Source organism: Photorhabdus kayaii (genome assembly GCF_025384895.1).
In the GTDB taxonomy this organism is placed as follows: domain Bacteria; phylum Pseudomonadota; class Gammaproteobacteria; order Enterobacterales; family Enterobacteriaceae; genus Photorhabdus; species Photorhabdus kayaii.
Map to the genome: position 1 here is coordinate 12,762 of NZ_JAJAFZ010000047.1, position 21,105 is coordinate 33,866.

At 41.7% G+C, this 21,105-nt stretch carries 23 protein-coding genes and 1 other annotated feature; of the genes, 3 read left to right on the forward strand and 20 right to left on the reverse strand.

All coding sequences use genetic code 11. From position 1 onward, the window contains the following. Positions 1–172 precede the first annotated feature (172 nt). Positions 173–595: a flagellar protein FlhE gene (locus tag LGZ98_RS16270; protein WP_011146871.1), complete on the forward strand. Its 423-nt coding sequence runs from the start codon at positions 173–175 to the stop codon at positions 593–595. Then, complete coding sequence (locus tag LGZ98_RS16275; protein WP_125043772.1) at positions 586–783, forward strand: hypothetical protein; 198 nt, start codon at positions 586–588, stop codon at positions 781–783. The genes LGZ98_RS16270 and LGZ98_RS16275 overlap by 10 nt, the downstream gene beginning before the upstream one ends. On the opposite strand, the gene LGZ98_RS16280 is transcribed toward LGZ98_RS16275, so the two are convergent. From LGZ98_RS16280 to LGZ98_RS16290, 3 genes are all read right to left on the reverse strand, one after another. Then, entirely contained in the window at positions 749–1,291 is a 543-nt protein-coding gene (locus LGZ98_RS16280) for a GNAT family N-acetyltransferase (RefSeq protein ID WP_011146872.1), read from the reverse strand. The genes LGZ98_RS16275 and LGZ98_RS16280 overlap by 35 nt on opposite strands. Further along, on the reverse strand, positions 1,275–1,568 hold the full coding sequence (locus LGZ98_RS16285) for a type II toxin-antitoxin system TacA family antitoxin (RefSeq protein ID WP_041380892.1): 294 nt from the start codon (positions 1,566–1,568) through the stop codon (positions 1,275–1,277). Before LGZ98_RS16285 ends, LGZ98_RS16280 begins: the two co-directional genes overlap by 17 nt. A 182-nt stretch (positions 1,569–1,750) precedes the next feature. Then, the gene (locus LGZ98_RS16290) at positions 1,751–2,680 is read right to left on the reverse strand and encodes a hypothetical protein (protein WP_113040991.1); all 930 of its coding nucleotides are present in this window, start codon (positions 2,678–2,680) and stop codon (positions 1,751–1,753) included. A 366-nt stretch (positions 2,681–3,046) separates the two neighbouring features. Between LGZ98_RS16290 and LGZ98_RS16295 the strand changes: the two genes are divergently transcribed. After that, the gene (locus LGZ98_RS16295) at positions 3,047–3,184 is read left to right on the forward strand and encodes a hypothetical protein (RefSeq protein ID WP_158536476.1); all 138 of its coding nucleotides are present in this window, start codon (positions 3,047–3,049) and stop codon (positions 3,182–3,184) included. Between the two features lie 521 nt (positions 3,185–3,705). On the opposite strand, the gene LGZ98_RS16300 is transcribed toward LGZ98_RS16295, so the two are convergent. The 17 genes from LGZ98_RS16300 to thrS form a co-directional block, all read right to left on the reverse strand. Continuing rightward, positions 3,706–4,191: a C40 family peptidase gene (locus LGZ98_RS16300; protein WP_011146875.1), complete on the reverse strand. Its 486-nt coding sequence runs from the start codon at positions 4,189–4,191 to the stop codon at positions 3,706–3,708. A gap of 105 nt (positions 4,192–4,296) precedes the next feature. Beyond that, the gene (gene arnF, locus LGZ98_RS16305) at positions 4,297–4,677 is read right to left on the reverse strand and encodes a 4-amino-4-deoxy-L-arabinose-phosphoundecaprenol flippase subunit ArnF (protein WP_011146876.1); all 381 of its coding nucleotides are present in this window, start codon (positions 4,675–4,677) and stop codon (positions 4,297–4,299) included. Next, positions 4,674–5,015, reverse strand: coding sequence for a 4-amino-4-deoxy-L-arabinose-phosphoundecaprenol flippase subunit ArnE (gene arnE / locus LGZ98_RS16310; RefSeq protein WP_011146877.1), 342 nt, complete (start codon positions 5,013–5,015; stop codon positions 4,674–4,676). Before arnE ends, arnF begins: the two co-directional genes overlap by 4 nt. Further along, entirely contained in the window at positions 5,012–6,673 is a 1,662-nt protein-coding gene (gene arnT / locus LGZ98_RS16315; protein WP_113040993.1) for a lipid IV(A) 4-amino-4-deoxy-L-arabinosyltransferase, read from the reverse strand. Before arnT ends, arnE begins: the two co-directional genes overlap by 4 nt. A gap of 7 nt (positions 6,674–6,680) precedes the next feature. Continuing rightward, positions 6,681–7,574, reverse strand: a complete 894-nt coding sequence (arnD, locus tag LGZ98_RS16320) for a 4-deoxy-4-formamido-L-arabinose-phosphoundecaprenol deformylase (protein ID WP_011146879.1) — start codon at positions 7,572–7,574, stop codon at positions 6,681–6,683. Continuing rightward, positions 7,574–9,556, reverse strand: a complete 1,983-nt coding sequence (arnA, locus tag LGZ98_RS16325; RefSeq protein ID WP_113040994.1) for a bifunctional UDP-4-amino-4-deoxy-L-arabinose formyltransferase/UDP-glucuronic acid oxidase ArnA — start codon at positions 9,554–9,556, stop codon at positions 7,574–7,576. Before arnA ends, arnD begins: the two co-directional genes overlap by 1 nt. Next, positions 9,557–10,534, reverse strand: a complete 978-nt coding sequence (arnC, locus tag LGZ98_RS16330; RefSeq protein ID WP_011146881.1) for an undecaprenyl-phosphate 4-deoxy-4-formamido-L-arabinose transferase — start codon at positions 10,532–10,534, stop codon at positions 9,557–9,559. Further along, positions 10,535–11,680: a UDP-4-amino-4-deoxy-L-arabinose aminotransferase gene (gene arnB, locus LGZ98_RS16335; protein WP_011146882.1), complete on the reverse strand. Its 1,146-nt coding sequence runs from the start codon at positions 11,678–11,680 to the stop codon at positions 10,535–10,537. Positions 11,681–11,840: 160 nt separating this feature from the next. Next, complete coding sequence (gene btuD, locus LGZ98_RS16340) at positions 11,841–12,587, reverse strand: vitamin B12 ABC transporter ATP-binding protein BtuD (RefSeq protein ID WP_041380894.1); 747 nt, start codon at positions 12,585–12,587, stop codon at positions 11,841–11,843. A gap of 33 nt (positions 12,588–12,620) precedes the next feature. Then, on the reverse strand, positions 12,621–13,628 hold the full coding sequence (gene btuC / locus LGZ98_RS16345) for a vitamin B12 ABC transporter permease BtuC (protein WP_011146884.1): 1,008 nt from the start codon (positions 13,626–13,628) through the stop codon (positions 12,621–12,623). Between the two features lie 65 nt (positions 13,629–13,693). Further along, positions 13,694–13,990 (reverse strand): integration host factor subunit alpha, encoded by a 297-nt coding sequence (gene ihfA, locus LGZ98_RS16350; RefSeq protein ID WP_011146885.1) that lies wholly within the window; start codon positions 13,988–13,990, stop codon positions 13,694–13,696. 4 nt (positions 13,991–13,994) lie between these two features. Next, positions 13,995–16,382 carry a phenylalanine--tRNA ligase subunit beta gene (pheT, locus tag LGZ98_RS16355; protein ID WP_262978290.1) on the reverse strand — a complete coding sequence of 796 codons (2,388 nt, stop codon included), beginning with the start codon at positions 16,380–16,382 and terminating at the stop codon, positions 13,995–13,997. A gap of 15 nt (positions 16,383–16,397) precedes the next feature. Then, entirely contained in the window at positions 16,398–17,381 is a 984-nt protein-coding gene (gene pheS, locus LGZ98_RS16360) for a phenylalanine--tRNA ligase subunit alpha (protein WP_113040996.1), read from the reverse strand. Positions 17,382–17,423: 42 nt separating this feature from the next. Further along, positions 17,424–17,548: a sequence feature (Phe leader region), on the reverse strand. A 104-nt stretch (positions 17,549–17,652) separates the two neighbouring features. Further along, on the reverse strand, positions 17,653–18,009 hold the full coding sequence (gene rplT / locus LGZ98_RS16365; RefSeq protein WP_011146888.1) for a 50S ribosomal protein L20: 357 nt from the start codon (positions 18,007–18,009) through the stop codon (positions 17,653–17,655). Positions 18,010–18,050: 41 nt separating this feature from the next. Beyond that, on the reverse strand, positions 18,051–18,248 hold the full coding sequence (gene rpmI, locus LGZ98_RS16370; protein ID WP_011146889.1) for a 50S ribosomal protein L35: 198 nt from the start codon (positions 18,246–18,248) through the stop codon (positions 18,051–18,053). Positions 18,249–18,345: 97 nt separating this feature from the next. Further along, positions 18,346–18,885: a translation initiation factor IF-3 gene (gene infC, locus LGZ98_RS16375; RefSeq protein ID WP_112875725.1), complete on the reverse strand. Its 540-nt coding sequence runs from the start codon at positions 18,883–18,885 to the stop codon at positions 18,346–18,348. 3 nt (positions 18,886–18,888) lie between these two features. Next, positions 18,889–20,817 carry a threonine--tRNA ligase gene (gene thrS, locus LGZ98_RS16380; RefSeq protein WP_262978291.1) on the reverse strand — a complete coding sequence of 643 codons (1,929 nt, stop codon included), beginning with the start codon at positions 20,815–20,817 and terminating at the stop codon, positions 18,889–18,891. Between the last annotated feature and the right edge of the window lie 288 nt (positions 20,818–21,105).

Sequence of the window (21,105 nt, forward strand, 5' to 3'; positions counted from 1 at the left end):
AACTTAACATAAATTCAAATTCCCCATTGCTTTTTGGTGTTAATCCACCCAAATTACTCCTGCCTACTTTGGTATTGCGTACATGCTTTTATAAAAATTCAGGAGATACACGGCGCGAGATCAAAATGTATATCTAAGTTCTCGCAATAGAAAATTATCAGGTATTGGGGTAATGGCTATGAAATTAAAAAAAATATTTGGTATTGGTGGCGCTTTATTGTTAACTATATTCTCACAGACAGTACCTGCGGCAAGTGGCAGCTATCACTCTTCAGTTGTTTTGCCCACACTATATTCTAAAAATTTCTTAGAAACTGTTAACGTTCCTATTGTCGGTTCTCCTCCTGCAACAGGAAAGATTAACAATGTATCTTGGACTTGGAATGTTGTTGGATGGCCTCAGAATTTATCGGTTTATCTTTGTCAGGGAGATACCAGCAGTTGCATAGATATATCACGCACACGAAGAATGTCGACAGACGCATTTAATAAGAGAAGCCCGGCACAACAGTTCCTTTTCGCCTTAAAGGTTGGAAACGGTAACGTTATGCCGATAGCAGGTCAAACCGGAGAAATTACTGTCAGTTGGCAATAACACTTCAATATACCCTATGGATTTCAAGTTGCATCGCGACGGCAAGGGAACGAATCCCCGGGAGCATAGATAACGATGTGGCCGAGGTGAGTGAGTGCAGCCAACAAAGAGGCAGCTTGAAAGATGACGGGTATAACTCGCCAAAGATTGCCGTCAGCATGATAGGCGGCAATTCTGACTTATTTTGAAGGTACTCGTGACTTCTATACAAGTTTTGATGGGTAGCCACATTTCGAGACGTGAATTATCGTTAGGATCGGCTGGCAAAAATCCATATTGCTGATAAAACGGAATAACTTCTGAGGTCATAGGATCAACAAACAGCCCAATCGCTGAAACTTGCTGTGCGACCAACACTGTCCGATAAATGGCATCAATCAATAGCTGTTCACCTATCCTTTGCCCCTGATGTGAACAATCCACAGCAAGTCGGGCCAATTTTACCGCACTAAGTGGATGAGGATATTTTTTGTAATCCCTATAGGCAAGCGGAGTTGTCACCGAATATCCGGTAAGTGTGTGATATCCGATTATAATCGTGGGCACGGAATCTCGGCAGGCCACATAAGTTTTTGAAATATGCTTTACGGTTTTCTGCCGAGCTTGCTGTTGTAAGAACTTATTTAATTCACTGACACCACAATCAAACGCTTTACGACCATGTTGCTGGGTGATTTCTTTAATGATTACCGACATTCACTGTATCCTTATAGTGCTTTGCGGCTTTAAGTAGTTTAGCATTTGCTTTTGGCGGGTTTTCCAAAGCTGCCAGCAAAGCATCAGCCCCCTCTATCGAAAGATGTAAGGTTTCAGTTCGTTCAATCACGTTACGCGCTCTCTCCATTGCCGATTCAATAAGAAACTGTGAAAGTGTTGCGCCGGAGTAATCAGCCGCCCTTTGTATGATCTCTTGAATCTCTATGGAAGTTCTTGCAACTAAACGGGTCTCTTTACGTTCTGTATTAGTAGCCATGATTTCATCTGCATTTTTAGTCCATATAAACATGGTGCCATTATGGCATACAAAATAGACGTTTATCCATATGTATGCCGAAAAGGCATACATAGATACTCAAGGATATATTATTCCTACCGATAAGATGACGGCTCTAGCCGCCATCTTGGTATCTCTTGGATGGTTAATCCTATTTAATCCTATGGCAGTTCAACCCCCTTATAACCAGATAAAATCAACTCCCATTCCCGTTGGGCAAACCATGTCTGGGCTTTGCCATCATAATGAAGACTATCAGGTAGAAAAACACCAAACTCAGTCGCCTTTCCGGTATAGTCGGGTGAATTCCGTGCATCAATTAGCGTTCGATATTGGGGATCATCAGCGATAACATTATTGATTGCCTTGAGCACATAGCGGGTGTTGATGGGATCAAACGCAACTGAAAGTGGATAATACAATCTCCACGGTATACTGCGAGAACCCAAAGCATCACTGATACCAGTAATGATACGGGTAAAATTCCACTCTGATATCTGTGCCGCCAATAAACTTTCGGTTTCTGCTTCCCATTGGTTCCAATGGACAGCCAAAATGCGAGGATTTTTGCCTAGCTTACACAGTGATTCGACTGCCATGCGCAAAGTTCTGACCGCGCGGGGATAGAGTGATTCCACATCGCAGGGATCACGCTCAGGCGCCCAACGATTATCTGGTGGATTATCCAGATACATACCCTGACCACCCCAGCCCATCAAAATGACATAAAGATCAGGCAAATTAAGCGCATTCCCCTGATTTATATGGTCTTGCCAAAGTTTAGCAAAACGGTTGGCAGCATTGACGGAGTGATTTTGATTGCCACGAAGTAAACCAACAGGAGCACCAATATTGGCATTACCAAAGCTAGTCAGCCCTGTCCAGTTGATTGCGGGAAAGTCAACGCTGTAAACTTCTGGCAGAGATAATGTGAATACGTTTTTTAAACCTTGTGTAATTTCTTCATCTTGTGGTAATTGTGTTCCATGACCATAACTATTTGATTGCCCAAGGATGATAAATAATGGGGCATCATTAGGTCCCCACGGAGAATATTTTATTTCTGGAAAATAAGGTTGTTTATCTGTCATCAGTTTTCCTCTTGATATGATTTAAGTTATTAGGTCTATTCTCTTCGCCAAAGTATAATTAATTTATGGAAGATAAAAATTATTTGGCTAATCAATCATATTTATGGTGCGAGAATGTAAAACTGTTTTAAAATAAAATAAATAAATCCCTGATTAGCCATTATTAATATCAGATTATTATGTTCTTACTTTTTTCTTTAAAATATAAATCTAATATTGTTCTTCATAGGTTAATTGTTAATATTTCACGATGTATTCCCCTTTGGCAAAAAAGATGCTGAAATATAGCAACTGATCTATACCCTATGGATTTCGAGATGCATCGCGGCGGCAAGGGAGCGAATCCCCGGGAGCATAGATAACTATGTGACCGGGGTGAGTGAGTGCAGCCAACAAAGAGGCAACTTGAAAGATAACGGGTATAATCCTCATGAAAATACACCTATTAGTCTAATCTGGCAAATAAAAACACAACTCATAAAAACAAGTCGATTTAATAAATAATGTTTAAGTTTTCCGTCATAAAATAAGATTTTATTTCTGAAAAAAAATTTATTGAAAATATGCAAATAATATATTGCTACATTTAAAAATATAGTTATAAACTATAAAAACATTAATCCAGTAATTCATACAATAAATAAATAAATAAATAAATAAATAAATAAATAAATAAATAAATAAATAAATAAATAAATAAATAAATTACGCATCCCTAAAAATTATAATAGCGGCACACTATAAATAACAAAATAATAAACATTATAACCAGCTCATTGTATATTAAGGAACTGGTTATTTATTTTTAAACTTTTTTAACTAATATACCTTAAAACAAAATCAGATATTACCTGACCAAGTTAAATGCAATATGGATAATTTATTTACTGTCATAAAATAATTATTGTTTTAGATGGTTAAAATGCAATTAATAAAATTAGAATTACTGATAATAATTACTGAGATTTAAATAAAAATGCTATCTTAATAAGAATAATTTTTACAATTCGCGGATAAAAACGGACTTAAATTCTCCGGGCTTGCCAAAAAGCTTTCTTCCAGTAAACATTATTCATAGATGAACGAGTAACACCTTTATGGGTTGATGCATGAATAAACTGGTTATTGGCGTCATAAATGCCAACATGTAACCCATGTTCGCCACTAGCTGTTCTGAAAAAGACCAAATCACCCGGCATTAAATCGCTTTTATCAATACGGGTCCCTAATTTTATTTGCCCACCGGTAGTACGAGGTAATTGAATATCAAACCGATCACTGAAAGTACGGTAAACAAAACCAGAACAATCTACCCCCCGGCGATCCATTCCACCATAATGATATGGTGTACCACGCCATTGATTAAGCTGCTCCTTAAGCTGAGCAATCACCATGATTGGATCAGAAAGCGCCGTCTTTAACACAGGAGCCGGAGTCCTGGGGGCATGACTGGAACAGCCAATAAGTAACAGACTGAACAATAAGAGTAACTCTTTTATTCTTATTATCATTAACCCCTCCTCATAAAATCAGCAAAGCAAGGTGACTCTATCCAGAACTCAATAAAAAAACAAGTCTGTACTTTAAGTAAAACAGTTAAATAGTTATTTCCTTCTTCATTCTGGACGGCTAATCAACCAGACACCATACAAAATAAAAATCACGCCCGCAGTTTTCAATAATGTGATGGTTTCATTAAACCAAGGCAATAAAGCCACCATTAAATAGACAAAGACATAACTTAAGCTTATTAATGGATAAGCTTTATTTAATGGTAAATATTTTAGCGTAAATAACCAACACAACATAGATAATAGATATCCAGCCAGACCAGCCATTACCGCCACCAGAGAATGGCGATGACTCCATAGCCACTCAATATCAAACCAATGCAAACCAAGATTCAACGCTGGCAAATTGACAACACCCCATTTCAGTAATAACTGGGCTATTGTCACCAGTAATACACTAATTAATCCCCAAATATAACCTTTCATTCATTCAAGCTCATCAGCAAAATTCCCAACATGATAAACACAACCCCACTCCAATGTTTTATGCCCGCTTTTTCCTGATAGAAAAATTTCCCCGCCAAAGTGACCATAATAAAATTTATACTCAACATTGGATAAGCAATTCCTAACGGCAATATCTGTAATAAACGAAGCCAAAATAACATGCCAACAGCCAATAGAATCACAGCCCCTATTAACCATTTCAGCGCAGATGCCCGCTGATAAACATCACTGCGCCAACACATCACAGCCTGCTTCTGACATAACTGACCAGCACATGTCAGCAAGCTAATCAGCAACAATAAAGAGAAACTTATCATGGTTGCTTCTCATAAACCAAAATAGCAAAGCGATAATTGCGACTAATTTGATCTGCCTTTGGCAAATCAGGTAATTTTTCATCTTTATATAAATGAAAGAGTACTGATACCCGCCCTTCTTTACGTGCTTTCGCTAACCATTGCGGAAAATCTTTATAGCTGATATATCGATATCGTCTATCTGGATAATTCAACCCATATTCCAGTTCTCCCCAACGTTCAAACATATAAATATCACTACGCTTCATCTCCCAAGCGACACTGGTCGCAAGACCAACACTTTCCGACAGGATATAGCGACTGCCTGCAAGTTCCTGATGGTGTAACTTAATAAAGTTCTGCGGTAATTTGGAATTAACGGTATTTTCAGGCAAAGCATGACCTATCACTAAACTGACAACAATGGAGCAAAATGCCGCCAATAACCAGTATTTCCCATTCAACGCAAAACACAGATAACCGATAATTCCCCAAATACCAAAAGCAACAATCGCTAAAACCCATTTAAGCCATTCTGATGGCTGATATAAAGCGTGTTTTGTCACTACTTCCATAGCAAACAGAACTATTACCGCCAGCAGACCAAGAAATACGTTAACCATTCCATTGATCTTAAGTAACTCCATCTTGCCATTTTTAACGCAATCGGCACCAAATTTAGCCATCATCATTGCCAATGGCGCCATACAGGGCAGGATATAAGTTGGCAATTTTCCCTTCGCAATACTGAAAAATAACAATGGCACGACAAACCAGCAAAGTAGAAAAAACATTTCAGGATTGGATTTTCTTTCTTTCCAACTTTTCATCACTGCCCCAGGTAATAATCCCAACCACGGGATCACACCAAGAATAAGAATGGGTATGTAATACCAGAACGGTGCAATATGCTGTGCATCATCGGAAGAAAAACGCTTAATATGTTCAACCCAGAAGAAATAGTGCCAATAATCAGGCTCACGTAGGGCAATTGCAATCACCCACGGTAAACTGATTGCTATCGCCGAAATAATGGCAAGTGGGCCAAAGCAGACTATTTGCAGGACCCGCTTCTGATAAATGACAATGGGCAACATCACAATGACCGGAACAGCCAATGCCAGAAACCCTTTAGTCATAAAACCCATACCACAGCACAAACCGAGCACCAAATATGCCATTATCCGCCGTCTGGTACAGTCTGTTTTTAGCCCCCAGAAGCTACACATCATGGCAGCCGTTACCCACAAAGAAAACATCGGATCGAGTACGCTATAAGTGCCAATGGCAAATACCAGAAACATTGAGATGTAGATAAGGCTAGTGGCAAAAGCAATATGCCGGTTATGCCACATCATCATAGCAAGTCGATATAATAAAATTGCGCTGATAAAAATACAGAAAACCGATCCAAAACGGACAGCAAAATTATTATCACCAAAAATCCATTGGCTAATATTATTGATCCAATAACCCGCTACAGGCTTTTCAAAATAACGAATATCCAGCAAATACGGAACAATCCAGTCTCCTCGTTGCAGCATTTCACGACTGATTTCTGCATAACGAGTTTCATCAGGCTGCCATAATAGGCGGCCATTCAGGGGTAATAAATAGGTAAGGACAAAAAAAAGAGCCATCAAAAAGGCCCCAACCTTACACGCCCGGTTATTCAACATAGATAAGTTAAGCCTCTTGTTGGCATCCTAACCACCCTTCTCTACCGGGAAATTCAGAACGAACAATTCTCCCGACAGGTAGTCTTTGTATATTTTCAGGTAGTAGATGGCTCAATGCACAAAATTGTATGTTTTCCTGATGAACCATTTCCAACAGTGTTGCAAACTCTGTGGACTTGGACATCCCTTCAACTTCCGTATGGATGGTATATACCGGAACTCCCTGGCTGTTTTTCATCTTATCCAAGATAAACTGGTTAAAATCTTCATCTTTAACCTGAATGCCTATCACTTCGTCATAAGTTGGCAACGTCACCGGAATTTGCACGGTACCAAGAGTACCATCAGGCAAGATGGGCCTGAATGGATGAGTTCCCCGACAATCGCTGTTGTAATCAAAACCAAACTGTTGCTTTACCGCGAGTACGCGTTCATCAGCCCGCCAACCCGCAACAGCAGAACACGTTACCCGTTGACCAATTGCCTGTACCAATGCATCCACGCCCAATTTAACCTGCTCTGTTAACTGAGCTTCAGACCAACGGCCAACTTTCGCCTGCCAACGCTGATGATCCCAGGCATGCAGACCCACTTCATGGCCTGCATTCAGCGTTTGTTTCATCAAGTAGCCTAAATCTTTAGCAATCTTCTTACCCGGCCATGCAGTCCCCGCCAGTAAAATATCAAGACCATACAGAGATGCTGCATTTGACCTCAACATTTTCCATAAGAATTTTGGCCGTAAAAGACGCCACAAATGGCGCCCCATATTATCCGGCCCAACACTAAAGAAAAAACTGGCCTGAATCTGATGTTTTGCCAAAATTTTGAGCAGCTTCGGTACTCCTTCAACGGTTCCTCGATAAGTATCCACATCAACTCTCAAGCCAATTTGTTTCATTAATTTTTCCCTAATTCTTCCACGGCGCCACGCAAGAAGAAATCCAGTGTTTCATTTATCGTCTGTTTCATGTCAATGGTTGGTTTCCAACCTAGTAACCGCTCCGCATTTTTAATACTTGGCTTACGGTGTTCAACATCCTGATAACCTTTACCGTAGTAACTGCCACTTTCAACCTTTTTAAATCCAGCAAATGGAGGAAAATGATCTCTCAATTCATGGTCTTCAAAGCTATCAAGTAATATTTCTGCCAATTGGCGAATACTGGCTTCATTAGTTGGATTACCAATATTGATAATTTGACCGTCACATAGCCCCTCTCGGTTTTCAATAATACGAAACAGCGCCTCAATACCATCATTAATATCAGTAAAACAGCGTTTCTGTTCGCCACCGTCTACTAGTTTGATCGGTGAACCTTCAACTAAGTTCAATATTAATTGTGTGATCGCTCTGGAACTGCCAATACGTGCGGAGTTCAAATTATCCAAACGTGGCCCCATCCAGTTAAATGGACGAAATAGTGTGAATTTGAGTCCTTCTTTCTCGCCATATGCCCAGATAACACGATCTAACAATTGCTTAGATACAGAATAGATCCAACGCTGTTTATTGATTGGACCAACAATCAGACGAGAGTCATCTTCATCAAATTCTTTATCATCACACATTCCATAAACTTCTGATGTGGACGGGAATATAATTCGTTTATTGTATTTAACGCAATAACGGACAATCTTTAGATTCTCTTCAAAATCCAATTCAAATACACGCAGCGGATTACGGGTATATTCAATTGGAGTCGCAATGGCTACCAATGGCAAAACGACATCACACTTTTTAATGTGATATTCGATCCATTCAGTATGGATATTGATATCACCTTCAATGAAGTGAAAACGCGGATTACTAATAAAACGCTCAATGGCGGAAGAACCGATATCCATACCATAAATATCATAGTTGCCATCACGTAATAGACGTTCTGTTAGATGATTACCGATGAAGCCATTCACACCGAGAATTAATACACGTTTCCGGTGGTTAATTTGAGTAGTTGCCTTTGGGCCAACACGTACATCAGTCACCATGCTCATATCTACTGCCAGGCGGTGGCCCTGAACATACAAACCCGATTCACTTTGCCCATTGATAATTTCTAACGTGCCTTTTCCACAGGCAATAATTAACGGATCTACCGATAATACTGTTCCCGGCTGTTTGTCATGCGTCTCATTCAACGGGCAGGCACGCCAGATAGTAATCTTACGCTCACCTAAGAAAGTAAATGCCCCAGGATATGGCTCAGTTACTGCCCTGACAAGATTGTTAATTTCAGTAGCTGATTTGTGCCAGTCAATCTCACCATCCACGGCAGTACGACGCCCAAAGTAAGTTGCCTGACTTTCATCTTGAGGTATGGCAGGATAAATTCCCGCTTTGATCTGGGGTAATACTTGATCAAACAGTTTTTCCGCTGCTTCACGAATTTTACCGTGCAAAGTCAACGCGGTATCTGTCTCTGCAATAGCAACCTTATACTGAGCAATAATATCCCCTGCATCAGGTTTCAACACCATTTTATGCAGGGTTACACCTGTTTCCACTTCACCATTCAAAATCGCCCAGTTAATCGGGGCACGACCACGGTATTTTGGCAACAGTGAACCGTGCAGATTGAATGCACCTGTACTCGCCAGCGATAAAATATCTTCACTCAACATATCTCGGTAATAAAAAGAGAAAATCACATCAGGTTTCAGTTCCCGGATACGTTCAATCCAAAGAGGATGATTAACATTTTCTGGCGCAAAAACCGGCAGCGCCAAATCTGCACTTAAACGGGCAACAGAAGAGAAAAAATGGTTTTCATTAGGATCATCTGTATGGGTAAATACCGCCTGAATATCAAAACCAGCTTTGGTTAAAGCATTGATCCCGACACAGCCGATATCATGATAGGCAAATACAATTGCTTTCATTTAGTACTCTTCCTGGTTGTCGTTGGTCTTGTTATCTCCGACCACTTTTTGAATAAAATAACGTGGGCGTGCACGAACATCGTTATAGATACGGCCTATGTATTCACCTAATAAGCCCATCGCGACGAACTGCGCGCCAATAAATATGAAAAGGAGAGCAAACAGGGTAAATACCCCTTCTGCTGCCCATATGGCACCGAAAATCAGACGTAAAACCATCAATAATACAGCCAGCAAAAAACCAGAAACTGCAATCACGCTTCCTACCACACTCAGTAAACGCAAAGGTGCTGTTGTCAGGCAGGTTAGCAAGTCATACATCAGATTAATCAGCTTCATGAAGCTATATTTGGAATCACCAAATTCACGCTCTGCATGAGCGACATCAATCTCAATGGTTTTACGGGCAAAAGTGTTTGCCAGAATAGGAATAAAGGTGCTGCGCTCATGGCACTGCAACATGGCTTCAACAATATGGCGACGATAGGCACGGAGCATACAGCCATAATCGCCCATAGAACGGCCTGTTGCCTTAGTAATCATCGCATTGATGATTTTTGAAGCTGTTTTACGGAACAGAGAATCCTGCCGATTAGCTCGGCGAGTACCCACAACGTCATAACCTTGTTCAGCTGTTTTCACAAGACGGGGGATCTCTTCTGGCGGATTCTGTAAATCAGCATCAAGCGTAATAATTAAATCACCATTGACCTGATTAAACCCCGCCATAATCGCTGAATGCTGACCATAATTACGATTAAGTAAAATTGCGATAATATGATTTTCAGGTTGTTCCGCGGCCTGAATCAGAATTTCCGCAGATTTATCACTACTACCATCATCGACAAGAATAAGCTCATATTCCTGAGTCAATTGTTTACAGGCTGCTAAGGTTCTTTCCAATAAAAGAGGCAAACTTTCTTCTTCGTTATAAATTGGAATAACAACAGAAACTTTTTTAATTTGTTCAAATGACACTTATCTGTGCTCCGAAATAATTTCTTGTAAAGCATCAGTGACACGATCTACATCATCATCACTCATATCAGGAAAGAGTGGCAATGAACAGAGTGTTACTGAATTCCATTCTGATTCAGGTAATGACAACTGCGGATACCGATCCCGATAATATTTTTGTGTATGTGCAGCTCTGAAATGCAAACCTGTGCCAATATTCTTGTTTTTCAAACGTTCCATTAATGTGTCGCGATCAATGCCACAAACATCCTTATTAACCCGCACCATAAATAGATGATGTGCATGAATATGCTCATAATCGGGCACACTTAACATCTGCAAAGGCGAATCTTTTAATGCCGTTGAATAACGGGCGACAATTTGCCGACGGCGAATATTCATTGATTCCAATTTACTTAATTGCACAACAGCAATCGCAGCGTGAATATCAGATAAATTATATTTGTAACCCGGTTCTACAACTTCCGCCTGTGGTCTCCTGCCTTGAATCTGACGATCAAAAGCATCAATACCCAATCCATGAAACTTTAGACATCGAATTCGTTCAACAAGTTCATTGTTATCAGTAGCAATTAACCCCCCTTCTGCACAAGTGGCATTTTTTATGGCATGAAAAGAGAAAATCGCTGTGCCATGCTCACCAATCCATTCATTCTTATAACGGGTTCCTAATGCATGAGCGGCGTCTTCAATCAAGGGAATACCCGCCTCCTGAGCAATTCCACGCAATATATCTAAATCACAAGGCGCACCGGCATAGTGAACCGGAATAATCGCTTTGGTTCTGGAAGTAATCGCTTTTTTCACTGTCTGCGCGTCGACCATTAAAGTATGACGATCAACATCAATCATGATTGGTTCAGCACCAAGCAAGCAGATCATATTTATTGTGGAAACCCAAGTTTGAGACGGTGTAATCACTTCGTCACCAGGGCCAATTCCCAGTGCCATTAGTGTCAGATGCATACCCGCCGTTGCCGAGGCCAAAGCAACCGCATGTTTGCAACCAAACATGCGGCAAAAGTCCTGTTCCAATTGATGATTTTGCGGGCCTGTTGTAATCCACCCCGAACGAAGAACCTTCTCTACTGCCTGAATTTCTTCATCACCGATTGCAGGACGAGAAAATGGAAGAAAGCTATCCATAAAACACAGTCCAATTCATTCATAATATAACGATATATTAGATGACTATATTTGAACGAATCGTAAACACAGGTATGATTTAGCAAATTAAGTGGAAATTACTATCGATCCACGATACGTACAGATTCACGGCAGGCACATACATAAGCCTGGACTGTAATTATGGTAAGAAAACCCGCCAATATTTATCTGTCTTTTCTGGCACGCATTTGATATCAGCGGCAAAAACTCTGGAGAGCGTATTTTCTTTCATTACCTCATCCGGCTTTCCATTCGCAACCAGTGATCCATCAGCAAGCAACCAGATCCGATCAGCTTTATCATAGCTATGATTGAGATCATGACCACTCATGACTACGGTTCCACCGAGTTCACAGAATTTCTTTATCAACAGATCAAGTGCCGCGACCTGAGTGATATCAAGATTATTCGTAGGCTCATCCAAGAGCAATAATTTGCCTTCCAAATTGATTGATGGCCAGACTTGTAAAAAAACTCCGGTTAATCGCACCCTTTGCCATTCACCACCAGATAGATTGCCTACAGGTGTCTCTAGAAACTTTCCCAACTTAAAAAAGGAACAGAGTTCTGACAACACACCGTCACAATTAACAAGATGAGCTGCTAAATGCAGTTGCAAATATTGAAAAACCGGCATTATTGGCACAGAAGAAATTTGCTGGCTAAGCCATGCTCTGTAGCGTGCTAATTGGCAGTGACTATATTGACTAAGGCACTTTTGTTGCAAATCGATTGCACCACTATAGGGTAAAATACCGGCCATACAGGCTAATAGTGTACTTTTTCCTGAACCATTCGGCCCAATGATATGTATCTGTTCACCTTGTTGTACCAACGCTGTCAGCGGCATTAATCGGTTTCGTACTGATACCTGATTGAGAGCCATCAACTGATTAGTCACTTGCACATTATTCACTTTTTAACTCCAGTCTCTAACCCTCAATAATAACCAAATGAAGACTGGCGCACCCAATGTTGCAGTTACAACACCAATCGGTACTTCTGCATTATTCAAGCTAAGACGAGATAGCAGATCAGCCAGCAATAATCCATAACCGCCGGATAGAACACAGGCAGGCAGTAGAGTTTTATAATCTGTTAGGCCGCATAAACGCAAAATATGTGGAATAACCAAACCAATAAAGCTAATTGTTCCAGCAAGTGCAACACTTAACCCTACCAACAACCCAACAGCAAAGACAAATAAATTACGCCAATAATAAAGTGAGATACCTAGCTGTTGGGCCTGTGTTTCTCCCAGTGAAAGAAAATTAAGTACTTTTCCTTGTCTGCTCAACCAAATAATCAAAGGAAACAAAGCGACTACCAACCATTGATGCCGCCAGTCTATTCCACTAAAACTCCCCATCATCCAATACATTAGCTGACGCAAGTCCAGGCTAGTACTAAAATAAACCATCCAGGTCATTAACGCACCAGAGGCAACACCAAAAGCAACCCCTACCAACAACAAACGGGCGTTATTCAGATAACGATTTCTTGAAAAGGTCAGCAATATCATTGTGACGGTCAGCGCACCGAGCACAGCGCCAATACTTAATAACCAGAACGGCGCAATGCCATGAAACATCAACACCAAAAACACCACCACCACGCCAGCACCATTACTGACCCCCAATAGCCCAGGTTCCGCCAACGGATTTTCAAACAGTGCCTGCATTACTGCACCCGCCACAGTCAGGCTCGCACCTACAGCAACGACAGCTAATACACGAGGAAAACGTAACTGCCACACAAACAATTGACCTGTTTCAGAAAACCATTTATTAGGCCAGATCCAATTTTCCCCAGCACAAAGCGAGAGAAAAAAAACGAGTAAAAATAAACACGTGAGAATTGCCAGAAAACGATAATCATGTCTTTTCTGACGAGTCACTAATTCAGCGATAGAATGAGTGGATTGCATGGTAAATCAAGCTCATGAGGGAGGATCATTTAAGAAAAAGGCCGCTATTGATGCGGCCTTTTTGATTATTCTTTAGGTGTGGCTTTCTCAACCCTGCTTTTTAACTTCTGACCAGGACGGAATGTCACTACTCGGCGAGCTGTAATCGGAATGTCCTCACCAGTCTTAGGGTTACGTCCCGGACGTTGGTTTTTATCCCGTAAATCAAAGTTGCCAAATCCAGACAATTTTACCTGCTCACCATTCTCCAAAGAACGACGCACTTCTTCAAAGAATAATTCAACCAGATCTTTAGCATCACGCTTGCTAATTCCCAGTTTCTCAAACAGATTTTCTGACATTTCAGCTTTAGTAAGCGCCATAAGTTCAGTCCCTCAAGGATGCTTGGAATCGCTGTTTCAGCACTGCAACACATTTATTAATCGTCGCAGCAATCTCTTCTTCTTCCAGTGTACGCGCGGTATCCTGCAAGATAAAACTTATAGCAAGGCTCTTATGACCCTCTGCTACACCTTTACCACAATACACGTCAAACAAGTTTATGCCAACTATATGATTTACGCCAACTTTCTTGCATTCAGCCAAAACATCTTCTACAGCAACATTTTCAGGCACCACGATCGCAATATCACGACGGTTTGACGGGAAACGTGAAATCTCTTTCGCATCAGGAACCACGCGGCTTGCCAGCTTGTTCCAGAGTACTTCGAATACCACGGTGCGGCCATTTAAATCAAGTTTGCGTTCCAATTCTGGGTGAACCACACCAATATATCCGATGTATTCATTTTCCAAATAAATCCCGGCGCTTTGACCTGGGTGCAACGCCGGATTTACATCTGCTCTAAAAGAAATCGTAGATAATTTTCCAGTTAACTCTAGAACGGCTTCCAAATCGCCTTTCATATCGAAGAAATCAACGGACTGTTTTTCCAGTGACCAATGCTCTTCAAAGCGATTTCCTGTAATAACCCCCCCTAGCATCAGCTCCTGACGAATCCCCTGATCGGCATTTTCATCAGGAACAAAACGCAAGCCAGTTTCAAACAAGCGCACACGGTTTTGCTGGCGGTTCTGGTTATATACCACCGTTGTTAACAAACCAGTCAGCAGAGATAAACGCATTGCTGACATATCCGCTGAAATTGGGTTAGGCAGCATCAACGCTTGTTGCTGTGGATGTAACAGCGCCTGAATTTTGGGATCAACAAAGCTATAAGTAATCGCTTCTTGATAACCTCTATCAACGAGCACCGTTTTAACACGTTGCAGGGAAAGATCCGTTTCACGATGTTTTTTCATGATAAGATCTGCGCGAATCGGTACATCTGGAATATTGTTGTAACCGTAGATACGGGCAACCTCTTCCACCAAATCTTCTTCAATCTCCACATCAAAACGCCAGCTTGGTGCAACCGCTTGCCAACAATTTTCCTGAATAGTGACTTTGCAACCTAAGTGGGTCAGGATGTCACCAACCTGTTCATCAGGTATATAGTGACCAATCAAACGATCCAGTTTTTCACGACGCAATGTGATTGTCGCAGATTGAGGCAATTGAGATTCATCAGTAACATCAATAATCGGGCCAGCTTCACCACCACAAATATCAATCAATAATTGAGTTGTTCTCTCTATTGCTTTGTGTTGTAACTGAGGATCAACTCCACGTTCATAACGATGAGAAGCATCAGTGTGTAAACCATAACGACGAGCACGGCCAGCAATCGCTAAAGGAGCAAAAAATGCGCACTCAAGTAAAATATTTTGCGTTTCTTCATTCACACCTGAATGTTCACCGCCAAAAATACCAGCCATTGCAACAGCTTGTTTTTCATCAGAAATAACTAGGGTATCAGTAGAAAGATTGGCTTCTGTACCATCCAGCAGCACCAATTTTTCATCCTGCTTCGCCATGCGCACAGTGATTGAGCCATTCAAACGCTCCAAATCAAACGCATGCAATGGTTGGCCTAATTCAAGCAATACATAGTTAGTCACATCGACAATCGGGTCGATGGAACGGATACCACCACGACGTAATTTTTCACGCATCCATTGGGGTGTTGCCGCTTTCACATTAATGTTTTTAATTACCCGTCCAAGGTAACGTGGACAAGCTTCTGTTGCTTCAACACGAATAGGGAAAATAGCATCTGTTGTCGGTTTTACTGCCTCAATTTGTGGCTCAGATAGTGGCATTTTATTAGCGACCGCCACATCACGCGCAACCCCTATAATACTTAGGCAATCAGCGCGATTAGGCGTAATACTAATTTCAATGACCTTATCATCCAGCTTCAGATATTCACGCAGATCAACACCTAAAGGAGCATCAATTGGCAATTCAATAATACCGTCGTGATCCTCAGAAATACCCAGTTCAGAAAAAGAACATAGCATCCCTTCAGAAGGCTCACCTCGCAGTTTTGCCGCCTTGATTTTGAAATCACCCGGTAATACAGCACCCACGGTTGCTACTGCAACTTTCAACCCCAAGCGGCAATTTGGTGCACCACAAACAATGTCCAGCAGTCGTTCACCGCCTACATTCACTTTTGTTACCCGTAGCTTATCTGCATTTGGATGCTGAGCACATTGAACAACTTCACCGACAACCACACCATGAAATTGACCAGCAACAGCTTCAACGCCATCAACTTCCAGACCTATCATGGTAATTTGATCAGATAATGTTTCACTGCTAATGGCTGGATTTACCCATTCGCGTAACCAGAGTTCACTGAATTTCATGAGATATTCCCGCCCTTATTTAAACTGTTTGAGAAAACGCAGATCATTTTCGAAGAACGCACGCAAATCAGTTACACCGTAACGTAACATTGTCAGGCGTTCCACTCCCATGCCGAAAGCAAAACCAGAATAAATTTCAGGATCAAGACCAACATTATGCAATACATTAGGATGAACCATACCGCAACCCAACACTTCCAGCCATTTGCCGTTTTTACCCATTACATCAACTTCCGCCGAAGGTTCTGTAAATGGAAAGTAAGAAGGTCGGAAACGAACCTGCAAATCTTCTTCAAAAAAGTTAGTCAGGAAATCGTGCAACGTTCCTTTCAGGTTGGTAAAACTGATATCACGATCAATAATCAAACCTTCTACCTGATGGAACATGGGCGTGTGTGTCTGATCGTAGTCATTACGATACACGCGACCCGGTGCAATGACGCGAATTGGCGGCTGTTGACTGTGCATAGTTCTAACCTGAACACCTGAAGTCTGAGTACGCAACAGACGTTTGGCATCAAACCAGAAAGTATCATGATCAGCACGTGCAGGATGGTGAGCAGGAATATTCAACGCATCGAAATTATGATAATCATCTTCAATCTCAGGGCCTGATTCTATAGAAAACCCTAATTCACCAAAGAAAGTCTCAATACGCTCTATTGTGCGGTTAACCGGATGTAGTCCACCATTTTCCATACGGCGACCCGGCAATGATACATCAATTTTTTCCGCTGCTAAACGGAAGTTCAAAAGGTCAGTCTCCAGTTTTTCTTTACGGATATTCAGAGCTTCCTGGACTTCTTGCTTAACCTGATTAATAACCGCCCCTGCTGCTGGACGTTCTTCGACCGGCAGATCACGCAGCGATGACATTTGGAGAGTTAAATGGCCTTTTTTGCCTAAATATTCAACACGCACCAAATCCAACGCAGCAACATCCTGGGCATCTTCTATGGCTGCTCTTGCGTTTGCAACCAGTTCAGCGAGATGTGGCATCGTTTTCCTCTTCCTTCGGCCTAACGGCCTTACTGTCATAAAAACAAAAAAGCCTCCACAACGGAGGCTCAGGCGCTACTTTTCGTTTCTTTTCTTACGCGCAAAGCCCCCTGAATTCAGGTGCTAAAGTAAAAAAAGATGCGAAAAAAAGCTAAAGACATAATGTTAGTTCTCTCAGAGTAAAACTCTTTTTTGACAACGACTCTCTCTCGTAAGCTACATCTGACAACAAAGTAAAAGAGGGAGCATGCCCCCCTCTTACTACCCTAACTTATGCCAGAGCGCTCTTCGCTTTTTCAACTAAAGCAGCAAATGCCACTTTGTCAAACACAGCGATGTCAGCCAGGATCTTACGGTCGATTTCAATAGAGGCTTTTTTCAGACCATCGATGAAACGGCTGTAAGACAAACCATTCTGACGTGCAGCAGCGTTGATACGTGCAATCCACAGTTGACGGAACTGACGTTTACGCTGACGACGGTCACGGTAAGCGTACTGCCCTGCTTTAATTACTGCCTGGAAGGCAACACGGTAAACGCGCGAACGGGCACCGTAGTAACCTTTCGCTTGCTTTAAAATTTTCTTGTGACGTGCACGGGCGACAACACCACGTTTTACGCGAGCCATATACTTCTCCTATCGTCTCTGAATTCTAATCTAAAAATTGCTTATGCGTACGGCAAGCAAGCAACAACCAGGCCCAGATCACCTTTGGAGACCATGCCCTTTGGACGTAAATGACGTTTACGCTTGGTTGATTTCTTAGTCAGAATGTGACGAAGGTTAGCGCGCTTACGCTTAAAACCGCCACTTGCAGTTTTTTTAAAACGTTTAGCGGCGCCGCGTACTGTTTTAATCTTTGGCATTTTAATTTCCACTTCGCATTGTGAATTACAACGAATTAATCAGGCGAATAAGCCCCAACCAGATGAACCGACTGGAGCTTATTACTTGATTGCCTAACTATTTCTTCTTAGGAGCGAGCACCATTATCATCTGACGGCCTTCAATCTTCGAAGGGAAGGATTCGACTACCGCCAATTCATCCAGATCGTCGCGAATGCGGTTAAGCATTTCGATACCAATCTGTTGGTGTGCCATTTCACGCCCACGGAAACGCAGGGTGATTTTGGCTTTATCGCCATCTTCCAGAAAACGAACCAGGTTGCGTAGTTTGACCTGATAGTCGCCTTCATCTGTACCAGGACGGAATTTAATTTCCTTAACCTGAATAACTTTTTGTTTTTTCTTCTGCTCTTTGATCGACTTACTCTTCTCATAGAGGAACTTGCCGTAATCCATAATACGGCAAACCGGCGGCTCGGCATTCGGGCTGATTTCAACTAAATCAACACCCGCTTCCTCAGCTTTTTCAAGAGCTTCCCTCAGACTGACAATGCCAATCTGTTCGCCATCTAAACCTGTTAAACGAACTTCAGAAGCGCGAATTTCTCCGTTAATGCGATTAGGACGCGCTGTTTGAATTCTTTTTCCGCCTTTAATACCTTATTCCTCCAATTGATGAAGATTACGACTGCGTATTTCTACAAGCAGTTTTTCGATGAACTCGTTAACATCAATGCTACCTAAATCTTTACCACGGCGGGTACGAACGGAAACTTTCCCTGATTCGACCTCTTTTTCACCACAGACAAGCATGTAGGGAACACGACGTAGAGTGTGTTCACGGATTTTAAAGCCAATCTTCTCGTTTCTCAAGTCTGCTTTTGCACGAATGCCAGCATCTTGAAGCTTTTTTACTAATTCCTGTACATAATCAGCCTGGCTATCGGTGATATTCATCACCACTATCTGCTGTGGAGCAATCCATGTTGGGAAGAAACCCGCATACTCCTCAGTTAGGATACCGATAAACCGTTCCAGTGAACCCAGAACCGCACGGTGAATCATTACAGGAACCTTACGTTCATTATTTTCACCTACGTAGGACGCATTCAAACGACCTGGTAGTGAAAAGTCGAGCTGCACAGTACCACATTGCCACGCACGATCCAAACAATCATGCAAAGTAAATTCAATTTTCGGTCCGTAGAAGGCACCTTCACCTGGTTGATATTCAAATTGAACACCATTTTCTTGTAGTGCTGCCGCCAAAGCTTCTTCCGCTTGATTCCATTGTTCTTCAGTACCAATGCGCTTTTCCGGGCGGGTTGACAGCTTAACCATGATCTTTTCAAAACCAAAAGTGCTGTAAACGTCATACACCATCTTAATGCAATTGCTAACTTCCCGGTGAATTTGCTCTTCTGTACAGAAGATATGAGCATCATCCTGAGTAAAACCACGAACCCGCATCAAACCATGTAATGCCCCTGATGGTTCATTACGGTGACAACTACCGAATTCAGCCATACGTAACGGTAAATCACGGTAAGATTTTAAGCCTTGGTTAAAAATCTGAATATGCCCTGGGCAGTTCATCGGTTTAACGCAATATTCACGGTTCTCTGAAGAAGTGGTAAACATATGCTCACCGTAGTTTTCCCAGTGACCCGTTCTTTCCCACATGACACGGTCCATCATAAACGGACCTTTAACTTCCTGATATTGATATTCTTTCAGTTTGGTCCGGACAAAAGTTTCCAGCTCACGAAAAATAGTCCAACCATCATTATGCCAGAATGCCATACCTGGAGCTTCTTCCTGCATGTGGTATAGATCTAATTGTTTACCAATCTTACGATGGTCACGTTTGGCTGCTTCTTCCAAACGTTGCAGATAAGTATTGAGCTGTTTCTTATCAGCCCACGCGGTACCGTATATTCGTTGCAACATTTTATTGTTGCTATCCCCACGCCAATATGCCCCTGCGACTTTCTGCAATTTAAAATGATGGCAGAAACGCATATTTGGCACATGTGGGCCACGGCACATGTCAATATATTCTTCATGATTATAGAGACCAGGACGATCATCTCGACTGATGTTTTCATCCAAAATTTGGACTTTATAATCCTCACCACGAGCAACGAAGGTATCACGAGCTTCTTGCCAGTTCACTTTTTTCTTGATGACGTCATAGTCTTTTTTGGCAAGTTCCAACATCCGCTTTTCAAGCAGTTCAATATCTTCCTGCGTCAGAGCACGGCCAAGATCAACATCATAGTAAAAACCATTATCAATAATTGGACCGATAGCCATTTTAGTATCTGGCCATAATTGTTTAATTGCATGGCCTAACAGATGAGCGCATGAATGGCGGATAATTTCCAGCCCTGCATCATCTTTACTGGTGATGATGGCAAGATTGGCATCTGAATCGATTAATTCACAAGCATCCACTAGCTCACCATTTACGCGGCCAGCAATACATGCTTTCGCTAAACCTGGACCAATATCACAGGCAACATCCATTACAGAAACGGCATGGTCAAACTGGCGTTGGCTACCGTCAGGAAGAGTAACAACAGGCATTTAAAATCCTTATCTACAGTGGTGACCCACACGAAAGGTCACTTGAAGGAGTTTGATATTCAACTAAAATAACGATTTAAATTATTATCTCGTCAATCCATTAAAGTTTGGTACTAAAATTGGTACACAATGTAAAAAGTGATTACCTTCAATACCGAAACACCGCGAAAATATACCATCAACAACCAGTCAGGTCACGGCGATGTTTAGTATGGGTAAAATCATTTGCATTTATTAGTCGAATCCGTCTAATTTGCGGGTTGCTATCCGCTCCGGCGAACTCGCGAC